The organism is Kribbella sp. NPDC026611 (genome assembly GCF_040638345.1).
GTDB lineage: Bacteria > Actinomycetota > Actinomycetes > Propionibacteriales > Kribbellaceae > Kribbella.
Genome location: NZ_JBEZYC010000002.1, coordinates 487,918 through 501,465, shown reverse-complemented (window position 1 = coordinate 501,465; position 13,548 = coordinate 487,918). Strand labels below are relative to the sequence as shown.

Annotated in this window: 11 protein-coding genes; 6 read left to right on the top strand and 5 right to left on the bottom strand. The window is 68.7% G+C overall.

Annotated elements, in window-relative coordinates; translation table 11 throughout:
• Positions 1 to 6 precede the first annotated feature (6 nt).
• The 3 genes from AB0E69_RS08525 to AB0E69_RS08515 form a co-directional block, all read right to left on the bottom strand.
• Positions 7 to 1,170, bottom strand: coding sequence for an MFS transporter (locus AB0E69_RS08525; protein WP_360141718.1), 1,164 nt, complete (start codon positions 1,168 to 1,170; stop codon positions 7 to 9).
• Between the two features lie 94 nt (positions 1,171 to 1,264).
• Positions 1,265 to 2,980 (bottom strand): CDGSH iron-sulfur domain-containing protein, encoded by a 1,716-nt coding sequence (locus AB0E69_RS08520; protein WP_360141716.1) that lies wholly within the window; start codon positions 2,978 to 2,980, stop codon positions 1,265 to 1,267.
• Positions 2,981 to 3,001: 21 nt separating this feature from the next.
• Positions 3,002 to 3,844: an AraC family transcriptional regulator gene (locus AB0E69_RS08515; RefSeq protein WP_360141714.1), complete on the bottom strand. Its 843-nt coding sequence runs from the start codon at positions 3,842 to 3,844 to the stop codon at positions 3,002 to 3,004.
• 166 nt (positions 3,845 to 4,010) lie between these two features.
• Between AB0E69_RS08515 and AB0E69_RS08510 the strand changes: the two genes are divergently transcribed.
• The 4 genes from AB0E69_RS08510 to AB0E69_RS08495 all read left to right on the top strand — a co-directional run bounded on the left by AB0E69_RS08510 (position 4,011) and on the right by AB0E69_RS08495 (position 8,506).
• On the top strand, positions 4,011 to 4,748 hold the full coding sequence (locus tag AB0E69_RS08510; protein WP_360141713.1) for a type 1 glutamine amidotransferase domain-containing protein: 738 nt from the start codon (positions 4,011 to 4,013) through the stop codon (positions 4,746 to 4,748).
• Positions 4,748 to 6,331: an MFS transporter gene (locus tag AB0E69_RS08505; protein ID WP_360141711.1), complete on the top strand. Its 1,584-nt coding sequence runs from the start codon at positions 4,748 to 4,750 to the stop codon at positions 6,329 to 6,331. The genes AB0E69_RS08510 and AB0E69_RS08505 overlap by 1 nt, the downstream gene beginning before the upstream one ends.
• On the top strand, positions 6,328 to 6,726 hold the full coding sequence (locus tag AB0E69_RS08500; protein WP_360141709.1) for a DUF3224 domain-containing protein: 399 nt from the start codon (positions 6,328 to 6,330) through the stop codon (positions 6,724 to 6,726). The genes AB0E69_RS08505 and AB0E69_RS08500 overlap by 4 nt, the downstream gene beginning before the upstream one ends.
• A 61-nt stretch (positions 6,727 to 6,787) precedes the next feature.
• Entirely contained in the window at positions 6,788 to 8,506 is a 1,719-nt protein-coding gene (locus AB0E69_RS08495) for a sodium:proton antiporter (RefSeq protein ID WP_360141707.1), read from the top strand.
• Here the strand turns inward: AB0E69_RS08495 and AB0E69_RS08490 are convergent.
• Both AB0E69_RS08490 and AB0E69_RS08485 read right to left on the bottom strand, forming a co-directional pair.
• Entirely contained in the window at positions 8,493 to 9,053 is a 561-nt protein-coding gene (locus AB0E69_RS08490) for a DUF305 domain-containing protein (protein WP_360141705.1), read from the bottom strand. The two genes, AB0E69_RS08495 and AB0E69_RS08490, sit on opposite strands and share 14 nt — an antisense overlap.
• A gap of 67 nt (positions 9,054 to 9,120) precedes the next feature.
• Positions 9,121 to 10,065 (bottom strand): DUF1996 domain-containing protein, encoded by a 945-nt coding sequence (locus tag AB0E69_RS08485; RefSeq protein WP_360143006.1) that lies wholly within the window; start codon positions 10,063 to 10,065, stop codon positions 9,121 to 9,123.
• A gap of 247 nt (positions 10,066 to 10,312) precedes the next feature.
• Here AB0E69_RS08485 and AB0E69_RS08480 point away from each other — a divergent pair, with 247 nt between their 5' ends.
• Positions 10,313 to 12,457: a discoidin domain-containing protein gene (locus tag AB0E69_RS08480; RefSeq protein ID WP_360141703.1), complete on the top strand. Its 2,145-nt coding sequence runs from the start codon at positions 10,313 to 10,315 to the stop codon at positions 12,455 to 12,457.
• Positions 12,458 to 12,468: 11 nt separating this feature from the next.
• Complete coding sequence (locus AB0E69_RS08475) at positions 12,469 to 13,494, top strand: LacI family DNA-binding transcriptional regulator (RefSeq protein WP_360141701.1); 1,026 nt, start codon at positions 12,469 to 12,471, stop codon at positions 13,492 to 13,494.
• Positions 13,495 to 13,548 lie beyond the last annotated feature (54 nt).

Here is a 13,548-nt window from a genome sequence, read left to right as displayed (position 1 = left end):
TGGTCTTCAGGCTCGGGCGGTTCGGTTGCCGAGGATGATGAAGGCAACGATCGCGAGTGCGGTCAGCGATGCCGGGATGAAGAACACGTGGGGGAGACCAATGGCAGCGACGCCGATGCTGCCGATGGTGCCGCCGATCGCCGAGCCGAGCGGGATCGCGCTGAGGTAGACACCGGACGCCGTACCGACGCCCTCGGGGTACAGACTCTGCGCGATCGAGACGCCGAGTGCGCCGACGCAGGCCCAGAGGCCGGCGGTGAGCGCCTGGCCGAGGAAGAGGCCGGCGACCGAGGTGCTGAGGGCGTAGGCGACGTTTCCGGACAGGCCGAGTACGGCGCCCACGGTCATCGCGCGGATCGGGCCGAACCGATCGGCGAACCGGGCGACCACGGGCAGCAGCATCAGCTCGAGGAGCGGCTGGATGCCGATGACCAGACCCCGGACCGAGTCGGAGACGTGCAGCTGCTCGGCCATGTAGATCGGCAGGTAGCCGAACTTGATCGTGTCGCCGGTCATCGCGAGCACACAGACCGCGGTGAAGATCAGCAGCGGCATCATGTGGTCCAGCCCGTGCCGGCGCTCGTGGTGGTCGTCCTGCGGTACGTCGTACCGCTCGACGCGTTGGCGGCCGAGCGGGAGCATCTGGAGGAACACGCAGCTCGCGGTCGCGACCAGCAGCGCGCGGAGCCCGAACACGCCACCGAACCAGCTGCCGAACACCGGCCCGAGAATCCAGCCCGCGGTGAACGCCATCCGGATCGTGGCGATGACGCGGTTCTCGGCCTTGGTCGGGCGCCGGCTCAACTCGTCCCGGACGGCCGCGAACAGTTGCGCCATCGACCCACCCGCGATGCTGAGGGCCACCGCGCTCACCACGAACGGAACCCACACCGCGTGCGCCGAGGCCATCACCAGCCATCCGGCGGCGCCCACCACCGAACAGATCCGGAACCACAACAAGCGGTCCGGACTCCGGTCCGACCACCGCCCGACCAAGTACCCGGCCACGGGCGCGGCCAGGTTGGTGACGTAGTACAACCCGGCGACCGGAAGCGGAGCGCCGAGATCCCGAACCAGAGACAGGGTCAGCTGCGGAGTAGCCGCCGAAAGCCCGATCCCAGCCACCAGCAACGACAGGAACGCCGCCCGATAGAACCGGGACCGAAACACAAGCCCAACCACAGACTCATGCCTCTCCAGCATCACCCCCGAACCCTAGGCTCCCCACCCCCTCAACAGCAGGACCGTTCCACCCCTTGGATGCTTACGGCCGGGTGCCGGTCGCCAGCCAGCGCTCGTAGGTGGCGACGTACTCGGGGGGCCAGGGGGTGTCGCAGGGCATGGTGCCGGCTTGGAGGCGGGTGTGGATGGCGTCGGCGTGGGCTCGGACGTCGTCGTAGGACCAGAGGTCGAAGGCGAAGCTCATGGACTTGCGGTCGAAGGGGCGGAAGAGGGTGCGGATGTGGTGCTCGAAGCTGACCGGTTCGTCGGCGGCGGGGAGGACGGGGGTGTGCTTCTCGGCCGGCTCGTCGGAGGGGAGGGCGGAGATGCGGCTACCGGGTGGGCCGGCGGCGGTGGTCCAGTGCCAGTTGGGCATCGGCATGTGCTGGGGTGGGCGCGAGTTCGCCTGCGAGTTCTCGACCGCGAGCCGCGAGCCCCACTCGACGTAGGAACTGAACGCGGCCCGGAACTCGGGGTCGTTCGGCAAGCCGGCTTCGGTTGCCGAGAGCAACAGTAGCTGGACCCAGCGGGCCCGCTGCTCCTCGCTGATGCCCTTGCCCACGTGTTCGTTGACCATCCGCGAGTACCCGCCGTACGGACCGCTGTACGCCTTCGGTCCGCCGAAGACCTCGCCGAGCCAGGCCGCGACGCGTTGCGGGTGGTCCGCGGACATCGACCCAAACAACGGTGCCAGCAACGGGTCCTGCGGAACGTGCTTCTCGTAGAACAACCGCGCCATCCGGGTCAGCGCCGGCAGCCCGCCGCACCACTCGAAGATCGTCGGCTCGTCGGACGGCAGCGGGTCGTGGAAGTCGACGTACCAGTGCATACCGCTGCAGAACGGCTTGTTCTGCGAGTGCCCGCACCGGCACAGCGCATAGTGCTCGAGCGACGCGCCTTCGTTCCGCGGTACGTCGTCACCGTCGTTGTCGTGCAACGGTACGCCGCCGGTGATCCGGTACGGTCCGTCCTTCGTGACCTCGATCGCCGGCTCGCGGGTCCCGTGCCGGTCGACCTCGTCGCGGGCCTCGACGCCGTCGATCCCGTAGCTGAGCGCACCCGACGGACAGTCGCGGACCGCCCGGACGATCTCGTCCATCCGGCCGCCGCTCGGCGCGACGAACGGCTCCTTGCCCTGCCGGAACACGGTCGCCAGCCGATCCGTGCACAGGCCCGAGTGCTGACAGATCCCGCGGTTGTCGAACACCTCCACCTGCAGCCCGACGTAGGCGTCCCGGCGGTCCGGCACGCGGTCCGGGCTCTTCGCGTCGACGAACCCGGTCTCGGCGTGCGCGCCGTCGCAGTACGGCTTGGTCTTCGACGCGCCGCACCGGCACAGCGCCAGTTGCGGCTGCGGAGCGATCGGGTAGCCGAGGTAGTCGCGGAGCTGGCCGACGTTGGTGACGAGGTACGGGCCGTTGGTGGCGGTCCGGATCTCGCCGGGGAGGTCCGCCTGGATCCGCTGGAGTTCGGCAACGCGGTCGCTGTCCTCGGCGCATGCCAGCGTCTGGAGGCCGGCCGTGGCCTCGAGCAACTGAGCTGGCGCTCCCGGGAGCACGCGCAGCTGCGTGGCTTTGAGCGTCAGCTCCCACAGCGTGCCTGCGGCAGCTGTCGGTGCCGACCGGTCAGGGATCAGCTCTTGCAACGGACGCAGGACCGAGTTGGTCAGCGCCTCGGCCGTCTCGGAGCCGGTCAGTTTGTCGCGGAGGTTGAGTACGGCGTCGTGCAGCTCGGTCAACTGTTCTGGTGTCGGACCCACGCCGGTCAGCGTAGGCGCCGGCTACGACGGCCGTAATGTACGTTCTTGCGCTCCCGCGACGTAGCTGCCCGGTGACACCCCGACGTGGCGTTTGAAGTGCCGGGTGAAGTGGCTGAGATCGAAGAACCCGGTCTCGGTGGCGACCGCGCTGACGCTCATTCCTTGCAGCAGCAACCGCTTGGCGCGGGTGAGCCGCACCTGCAGCTGGTAGGCGTGCGGCGGCATCCCGACCTCCTGCCGAAACACCCGCGCGAGGTGGAACGGGCTGAGGTTCGACAGCGCGGCGAGCTCCTCCAGCGAGACGTTCGCGGCGAAGTTCTCCTCCAGGTACGACCGCACCAGTTGTACGGCGCCGCGCGGGCCGACGGGCGGCTCGTCCTCGACCGAGTGACGGGTGTGCCGGGCGATCAGCCGGAAGAACAAGGAGAGCACCTCGGAGTCGAGCCGCAGCTGGGTGGAGGAGTGCGCGAAGCAGTGGTGCAGACGGCGGAAGCAGGCGACGATGTCCCGGTCGGACAGCGCCACGTCGGCGAAGTCCGGCGACCCGCCCCGGCCCGGACCGAGCTCGGCGGCCAGGTCCTCCACCCGCCGGGCGTCGGCGTACAGGACCTGGTAGCCGCTGGTCTCGGTGCGGTCCGCGGTCTCGACGGCCAGGTGGACCTCGCCAGGCATCAGCACCGACAGGGTCGCGGGCGGGACGACGTGCCAACCGCCGCGGTAGCGATAGCGGTTCGGTGGGTCGCCGACGCAGAGTTGGTACTCGTCGTGCGAATGGCTCGGCGTGGTCCCGGCCGGTCCCGGTGGGTAGCTGTACGACTCCAGGAAGACGCCGTTCAGCAGTTGGCCGTGCGCGTTCACGGGCATGGGCGTCCCTCCCATCGGACCTGTCATACCGACGGTAACTCCGGTGGGGGCCGGTTTTGCTCACAGGTGAAAAGGCTTGACGGGCGGGACGGCGCAAGAACGTACATTACGGCGCCCGCCGGGGGTGCCTATCGTGCGGTGACTCGTTCCTGGGAGGGATCAAGAAATGACCGCTGAGGTCGACCGGTTGACCAGCAAGAAGGTCCTGATGGTGTGCTCGAACCCCGCTGCGTCCGAGCAGACGGGATGGCCGATCGGGTTCTGGTGGGCGGAGCTCACGCATGCCTGGTGGGAGTTCACCGAGCTCGGGTACGAGGTCGAGGTGGTCAGCCCGGACGGCGGCGCGCTGGCGGCGGACTCGTGGAGCGATCCGCGGGACGACTCGAAGTACTCCGCTGCCGACCTGATCTCGCTCGGGTTCGTGAGCTCGCCGGAGCATGCCGCGTTGATCGCCGACACCAAGCCGTTGGCGGCGGTCTCGGTCGACGACTACGACGCGATCTTCCTGGTCGGTGGGCAAGGTCCGATGTACACGTTCGCCGACGACAAGCGCGTACACGACGTGGTCGCGGCGTTCTACGAGGCGGGCAAGGTGACGGCCATCGTCTGTCACGCGACCTGTGTGCTGCTCAAGACACGGCTCTCGACCGGCGAGCTGCTGGTCAAGGACAAGACCTGGACCGGGTTCGCGAACTCGGAGGAGGACTTCGCGGACGACTTCGTCGGGCAGCGGATCCAGCCGTTCCGGATCGAGGACGAGGCCAAGGCGCTGCCGGACACCAACTTCATCGTCCAGGGCCGTTTCCGCGCGCACGCCGTCCGGGACGGGTTGCTGGTGACCGGCCAGCAACAGTACTCCGGCGCCGCGGCCGCGCGGCTGGTGATCGAGGCGCTCGGTCGCTGATGAGTCCACTGCGTGCTCCGGCGTTCCGGGCGTTCTGGATCGCCGGGCTGTTCTCGAACCTCGGGTCCTGGATCCATCTGGTCGCGGCCGGGTGGCTGATGACGTCGCTGACGTCGTCGGCTGCGCCGGTGGCGTTGCTGCTGACGGCGGCTTCGGTGCCGACGTTCCTGCTCTCGTTGCCCGCCGGCGCGTTGGCGGATGTAGTCGATCGGCGTCGGCTGATCGTGGTGACGCAGGCACTGCAGGCTGTGGTGGCCGCCGTCCTGGCGGGGCTGGCGTTCTCCGGGCATGCGCGGCCGAGTGGACTGCTGCTTCTGACCCTGCTGCTGTCGGTCGGTTCGTCGCTGGGCGCTCCGGTGCTGCAGGCAATCACTCCGGATCTGGTCGGTCGGGAGCTGTTGCCGTCGGCAATCGCGCTCAACTCGACGTCGTTCACGCTGTCGCAGGCAGTCGGGCCGGCGCTGGGTGGCTTGCTGGTCGCGGTCTTCGGCCCTGGTTCGGCCTTTGCTTTCAACGCGGTCTCGTTCCTCGGACTGGTCGCGGTCGCGTTCTGGTGGCGTCGTACGCCGCCGGTTGCCGGTCTGCCCGCCGAGCATGTGGTGGGGGCGATGCGGTCGGGGCTGCGGTATGTGCGGCATGCGCCGGCGTTGAACGTCGTACTCGCTCGGTGCGCCGGTTATGCGCTGTGCTTCACGGTCGTGCCGGCGTTGCTGGCTGTGGTCAGCCGGACGCGGCTGGGCGCGGATGCCGGGCAGTTCGGGCTGTTGCTGGGGAGTCTGGGCGTCGGCGGCGTCGTGGGGTCATTGCTGCTGCCGCGGTTGCGGCGGCGGTTCGACCATGAGCATCTGGTGATGGTTGCGCTGGCGCTCTATGCGGTGGTCTTGCTGGCGCTGTCGCAGTTGCAGGTGTTGTGGGTCGGCTTCCTGGTGCTCGCGGTGGCTGGGTTCGCCGGGATGACGACGATGTCGACGTTCAACATCGCGGCGCAGACCGTGCTGCCGAACTGGGTGCGGGGGCGTGGGCTCGCGGTCTACCAGTTGGTGTTCGCGGTCGCGATGGCGGCCGGTTCGGCGGTCTGGGGATTCGTGGCCGGGCGGTTCGGTCTCACCACGACACTGGTCGCGGCGGCGGCCGGCATGGTCGTGAACCTGCTGCTCGGCCGGCTGCTGCGGTTGTCGGTGGCCGAGTCGGTCGACAGCGCGCCGCTGTACGCCGAGACGCCGTACGTCGACGCCCGGATCGATCCGGACGACGGGCCGGTGTTCGTCACCGTCGAGTACCGGGTCGAGGACGAAGCGGGGTTCCGGGAGGCGATGCGCGCGGTCCGCTCGATCCGCGAACGCGACGGCGCGATGCACTGGGGCATCTTCCAGAGCCTCAGCGACCCCGACGTTCACATCGAGAACTACCTGGTCTCCTCATGGGCCGAATTCGAACGCCTCTCCAGCCGCGGCGTCGTCTCCGATGGCCCGGCCCTCACCCTCGCCACCCGCTACCACACAGGCGCCGAACCACCCCGAACCCACCGCTTCCTCGGCCACCACTTCCGCTCCCTCTCCCCATCGAAAGGACCCACCCGATGACTACCAAGGCTGTCGGCACGATCACTGTGCACACGTATTCGCCCGAGGCCTACGACACTGTCGCCGGCGGGCCCGACCTGGTCCGGGTCCACGTGGAGGAGAGTTTCGCCGGCGACATCGTCGGAACTGGTACGGCGACCTTCCTGCAGACGGCGCAGGCCGACGGTGCGGCGAGCTTTGTCGGCGTGGAGCGGGTTCGGGGGAGCGTCGCGGGGAAGGAGGGCACGTTCGTACTGCAGGACGCGGGGACAGTGGCGGACGGGGTGGTGGACGGTTCGTGGTTCGTCGTACCGGGGTCGGGGACGGGTGAGCTGGCCGGGCTGCGCGGCACCGGCGGCTTTCGGGCGAACCTGGGCGCCGACGCCACGATCGAGGTGGACTACTGGTTCGAGTGAGGAGGCGACGCGCCTGCGGGGTGCGGGTCCGGGCGGGGACGCCCTCCTAGACTCCGTGGGCGTGGACCATCAGTTTGTTCTTGTGGCCGGGGCTGGGCTCGCGATCATGATCACGGCCTCCGTGTTCGCTCGCCGGACCGGGGTCGCGGCGCCGTTGCTGCTGGTGGCGCTCGGGATCGGGGCCAGTTATCTGCCGAGCACGCCGGAGATCCACATCGCGCCGGAGCTGATCCTGGCCGGCGTGCTCCCGCCGCTGCTGTACTCGTCGGCGGTGCAGCTCCCGGTGCTCGACGTACGGCGGAACCTGTCGCTGATCTCGTGGTTGTCGATCGTGATGGTGATCGTGTCGGCGCTGGCGATCGGGGCGGTGGTGCACGCGCTGTTCCCGAGCATCTCGTTCGCGTTGGCGACCGCGCTGGGTGCGGTGGTGAGCCCAACGGACGCCGTGGCGGCGACGGCGATCGGGCACCGGGTCGGCCTGCCGCCCCGCGTGATGACTGTGCTCGAGGGAGAGAGTCTGGTCAATGACGCGTCGGCGCTGGTCGTGCTGCGGACGGCGATCGCCGCCATCGCCGCGACAACCGCCGGGTTCCACCTGGGCCACACGTTGCTCGACTTCGCCTGGGCCGTCGTCGGCGCCGTGCTGATCGGTGGCGCAGTGGGCTGGCTGACCGTACTTCTCCGGCAACGCCTGGATGATCCGGTCCTCAACACGACGATCTCGTTCGCGATCCCGTTTCTCGCCTACTTCCCGGCCGAGGAGGTCCACGCGTCCGGCGTTCTCGCCGTCGTGCTGGCCGGCCTGGTCACCGGTTCTCTCGGCGGGAAACGGTTCTCGGCCCGGGACCGCGCGACACAGGCCACCACCTGGACGACGATCAGCTTCATCCTGGAGAGCGCCGTCTTCCTTGCCATGGGCTACCAGCTCCCGGAGTTGGTGGACGCGGCCCGCGCGGAAACGACCATCGGTGAGATCACGGGCCTCGTGCTGATCGTGGTCGCGCTGCTCGTCGTACTGCGGTTCCTCGGCCTGCTCTGGCCCGCGCTCGTGGGCCGGTTCGGACCGTTGGACCGGGCCGATCAACTGCGGGCCAGACTGGACGCGGCCTCGGGACGGCTCGACTCGATGTCACCGTCCGGTGAACGCGAGGAGAACCGGCTGGCCTGGGCGCGCAAGCGACTGGCCCGAAGTCAGGCCGACGTGGACTTCGAGGAGCGGGAACCGATCACCGCCCGCGATTTCCTGGTCCTCGGCTGGGCCGGGATGCGCGGCGTCGTCACGGTCGCCGCGGTGCAGACCATCCCAGGAGACACCCCGCACGTGGCCACCGTCGTACTCGCGGCGTTCCTGGTCGCGCTCATCACGCTGGTCCTGTTCGGGCTCACGTTGCCGATGGTGATCGCGCGGATGAAGTTCGAGGCCGAGAGCGCCGAGGACAAACGCGACTCCGTCCACGCCCTGATGCGCCGCGTTGGCGCGGCCGCCATCGACGCCCTCGGCCCGCTGGAAGAACAGACTGTCGACGGCGCACCACTCGACCCCGAGGTGGTGAGGACCCTGAAGGACCGCATCGTCCCCGGCCTGGTCTCCGGCAGCCAGCAGGCCCGCGATGCCCGACCGGACAACCGCGATCAGATGTTCGTCATCACCCGCCGCTACCTCGACGCCATGCGGGACGCCTTGATCACCGAACGCAGCATCGGCGCCTACAGCTCCGAAACCTACCGCCAGCTGGAAGCCCTCTTCGACACCTTGGAGCAACGCTTCACCCCTGCCTGAGCGTCGTCAAGCTGGTGGTTTGCTCAGTGCGCGCCTGCTGGATCTGGGCGGCGACGTGTTTGACCGCCGGTGCCTGGCCGGCGGCGAGGACGCTGCGAGTGACCAGCGCGGACTGCGCGAGATGATCCTTCGCCTCCGTCTCGAACGTACGGTCGAAGGCGGCGCCGTGGAGGTTGCTCAGGGCAAGGAGATCGTCGGCGGTCATCATGCCTGGCATGTCGTGGCCTTCGTGCGGATTGGTCGTCGGGAGCCCGGCTTCGGTGCGGATGGCCTTGAGTTGGGTCAGCTCGGCCTGGTGGGCGGCGGTGAGGGATGCGGCCAAGCGGCGTACGGCGGGGTTCGCCGAGTGGGTGGGAGCCAGGGCGAGGATCTGGAGGAACTGTTCGTCCATCGGGATCATCAGCTCGAGCCAGGCGGCGTCGGTGGGGTTGAAGGCGGCCTGGATGCCGGGTGGTGTGCTGGGTGGGGTTTGCTGAGCGGCTACTTGCGAGCCGCACGCGGTCAGCGCTGCGACGAGCAGGCCAGCGGCGAGGAACGACTTCGGCATGGGGCTTCCCGGGAGTGAGCCTGCGGTGCCGGGATCTGCCCGGGCCCGGCACCGCAGGGGGAATGGGTCAGGGCCGTCCGGGGAGGCGGTAGTTGTCGCCCAGGACCTGGCCGCGGTCGGGTTTGTAGAGGTCGAACCCCTTCGAGTTGCACTGGAGTCCGCCGTTGATGCAGTGGCTCACCAGGGCAGCCAGCGTCGGCGGATCCCAGGCGTTGAAGAAGTCGTAGTGCCAGGAGTACCCGCGCCCGCTCGCCAGGTGGATTCCGGTCATGTCACCGTCGGCGGGAAACGCGATCTTGAACTCGAGCATCGGGACCGGGTTCGGGTGCGACGCCGGGCAGACGCCGTTCACCGGGTACGCCATGTGGCTCTTGTGGTCGGCGCTGTCGAGATCATGCCCGTTCCAGCAGCTCGGTGCCTGGTAGCGGATGTTCAGCTGCGTTCCGGCCGGGCAGTTCGCCGGGAAATCCCAGTTGTGGAAGCTGTCTCCACATTCCCAGCCTTCGACGGCACCGGGAGCCGTGCGGAACGCGTCCTGCGTCGCGGCCGGGCTGCCGACCACGAACCGGAGACCGGGCGGGAACGGCCGCACGTCCTGGTAGTTCAGGATCCCGGACTTGTAGTAGATGACCTGCGCCCAGGTCTGGATCACCGGCTGGTCGCCGCGGAACATCGTCGGCCACCAGTAGGCGGACAGGTCGTCGGGGTTCAGGCAGGTGGTCGAGTAGGCGCCGGCCGCGTTCAGGCTGGCGAGCGTCGTGGCGGCGTTCGTCGTGGTGTTGCCGACGAAGCTGTGCTCGTGGGAGGCGCCCGGCAGGTTCGGGAACACGATCGGGTCGTCGGGTGCGCGGTGGTGGACGGTGCAGTTGACCTGGAACTCGTGGTGCGTGACCAGGTCGTCGGCGTGCGCGGACGAACCGGCCGGCCCGGTCAGTAGGGCCGTGACGATACCTGCGGCGGTGGTGCCGGCGAGCAGGACTCTCTTCTTTCTGGTGAACATGCTGAATGACATCGTGGACACGGAACTCCTCCGGTCGAAGAGATTCCGCGGGGGCGGTGGATCGGGCAGCCCGCGGTTGGACATCGCGGGAGAGCGCTCTCTGAGAAACCATGATCCGGCCCCGGAACGGTGTCAACCCTCTGCCGGTTCCGGAACCTCCTGAGCGTGCGCGAGGCATTGACAACGCTCCGGCGGGTGGGGACTATCGGGGCGGCGAGAGAGCGCTCTCTCATCTCTCTCCCCGAAGGAGTCCGCCCCGATGAAGCTCTTCTCGTTCACGGCTGTGGCCACGGCAGGTCTGTTACTGCTGGGCAGCCTTGGCCTGCTCGCACCACCCACACCGGCGGCTGCCGCGGCGACCGGGACCTTGCTGTCCCAAGGCAAACCGGTGACCGCGTCGTCCGCCGAGGGTGCTGGTACGCCGGCCATCGCCGCCGTCGACGGTGATCTCGGCACCCGGTGGTCGAGCAAGTTCGAGGACCCGCAGTGGCTGCAGGTCGACCTGGGGACGACGGCGACCGTCGACCAGGTCGTGCTGCGCTGGGAAGCGGCGTACGCGACCGGCTACCGGATCGAGGTGTCGGCCGACGGCCAGCAGTGGAACCAGCTCTACAGCACCACCACCGGGCACGGTGGCACCGAAACCCTTGCAGTGAACGGATCCGGCCGGTATGTGCGCTTCTACGGAACGCAGCGCGTCGGCGGGTACGGTTACTCGCTCTGGGAGTTCCAGGTGTACGGGACCGCGGGAGACGGCGGCCCGCCGCAAGGAAACGGCACGGTCCGCGTTGCCGGGAGTCAAGGAAACTGGCAGCTCCTGGTGAACAACGCGCCCTGGGTCGTGAAGGGTCTAACCTGGGGGCCGCCGGCAACGGAAGCCGCGCAACGGCTGCCCGAACTGAAGTCGATCGGCGTGAACACCGTCCGCACCTGGGGAACCGACGCGAGCTCCAAGCCGCTATTCGACGCCGCGGCGGCGAACGGGATGCGGGTCGTGGCGGGCTACTGGCTCCAGCCTGGTGGAGGTCCCGGTAGCGGCGGTTGCGTCAACTACGTCACCGACACGAACTACAAGACCACGATGCTCGGCGAGATCCGCCGCTGGACCACGGAGTACAAGGACAACCAGGGCGTGCTGATCTGGGACGTCGGCAACGAGTCCGTGCTCGGTATGCAGAACTGTTTCTCCGGCGCCGAGCTCGAGCAGCAGCGGATCGCGTACGCGACGTTCGTGAACGACGCGGCGAAGGCGATCCACGCCATCGACCCGAACCATCCGGTCACCTCGACCGACGCGTGGACGGGTGCCTGGCCGTACTTCGCGCAGTACGCACCGGATCTCGACCTGCTCGCGGTGAACTCCTACGGCAGCGTGTGCCAGGTCAAGCAGGACTGGATCAACGGGCACTACACCAAGCCGTACATCCTCACCGAAGGCGGACCGGCCGGCGAGTGGGAGGTCCCGAACGACGCGAACGGCGTACCCAACCAGCCGACCGACGTCCAGAAACGCGACGGCTACACGAATGCGTGGAACTGCCTGATGAGCCACACCGGGGTCGCGCTCGGCGCGACGCTGTTCCACTACGGGTCCGAGAACGACTTCGGCGCGGTCTGGTTCAACATCACGCCCGGCAACGAGAAGAGCCTCGCGTGGTACGCGATCCGGCAGGCGTACGGCGGTCCGTCCGGGGGCAACACGCCGCCGGTGATCTCCGGGATGACGCTGAGCCGGACCACGGACGTTCCGGCCGGCGGCACGATCTCGGTGAACGTCGCGGTCAGCGACCCGAACGGGGACGCGCTGTCGCACGAGTTCAAGGTCGGCGGGAAGTACGTCGACGGGAGCGGGGCGCTGGTCACCACACCGTCGAGCGGGAACGGGCCGTTCACGGTCACCGTGCCGCAGCGGCTGGGCGTGTGGAAGCTGTACGACTACGTCCGCGACGGGCACGGGAACGTGTCGATCGAGACGCGGTCCTTCCGCGTGGTCGCGCCGCCGGTCGAGGGTACGAACGTCGCGCGCGGCAAGCCTGTGACAGCGTCGTCGTACCAGCAGGTCGGCAACGGAGCGCCGTACCCACCCTCGAACGTGACCGACGGCAACCCGACGACCCGGTGGGCGAGCGATTGGTCGGACCCGCAGTGGATCCAGGTCGACCTCGGCCAGGTCACCGCCTTCGATCGCATCCAGCTGATCTGGGAGTCGGCCTACGCCCGCGCCTATCGCGTCGAGGTCTCCGATGACGGCAGCAACTGGCGACAGATCTACGCGACCACTGATGGAAACGGCGACGTGGATGATGTCACGGGTGGCTCGGGCCGCTACGTCCGCCTGACCGGCACCCAACGCGGCACCGGCTACGGCTACTCCCTGTACGAATTCGGAATCTACAAACGCTGAAAGGTCTTCCGTTGTCCGAGCTGCGATCCCGAACTCCTACTCTGGAAGACGTCGCCAGAGCGGCGGGGGTGTCACGCGCGACCGTGTCTCGGGTCGTCAACGGGAAGTCCACCGTCGATCCACAGCTCCGCGCCACCGTGGCAGCAGCGATAGAAACCACCGGCTACGTCCCGAACGCGGCGGCCCGCTCACTGGTCAACCGCCGAACCGGGACGGTCGCGCTGGTGATCTCCGGCTCGGACGGGTCCGCGGACCAGCTCTTCCGGGATCCGTTCTTCGGGCGGATCACCGGGGGAGTCCTGCAGCACCTACGCGCGGAGTCGGTACACCCGACGTTGCTGCTCGCGGACTCCGACGCCGCCCGCCAGGTGGCGCTCGACTTCGTCCGCCGCGGGAACGCCGACGGCGCGTTGCTGGTCTCGACGCACTCCGACGACCCGTTGCCGCGGTTGTTCGTCGATGCCGGGATCCCGGCCGTGCTCTTCGCCCGGCCGGGTGTCCCGGTGCCGATCAGCTTCGTCGACCTCGACCACGAGGCCGGTGCCGCGCTGGCGGCCCGGCACCTCGCCGATCGCGGCTGCCGGCGGGTGGCAACCATTGCCGGTCCGGCCGACCTGCCGGCGGCGACCGACCGCCTGGCGGGCTTCCAGCGCGCGATGGAACGTCGCGGCGTCCCCTACGTGGAAGTTGCTCGCGGCAACTTCACCACCGAGAGCGGCGAGCACGCCATGCAGCAGCTGCTGGATGCGGCCCCGGACCTGGACGGCGTCTTCGCGGCGAACGATCTGATGGCTGTCGGCGCCCTTCGGGTGCTGCACGAACACGGCCGGGCAGTGCCCGATGACGTTGCGCTGGTGGGCTTTGACGACAGCGAGCCTGCCCGGCTCTCACGACCGCGGTTGACGACTGTGGCCCAGCCGGTCGAGGAAATGGCCGCGCGGATGGCCGCGATCCTGCTGGACCGGATCAGCACGCCCACCGGCGAGCTGACGTCGGTCATCTTCGAACCCGAACTGGTCGTCCGCGAGTCCGCCTAGAAGTTCCGGAAGCGGCAGCGGGTTGACTTGCCATGAGAGCGCGATCACCCTGCA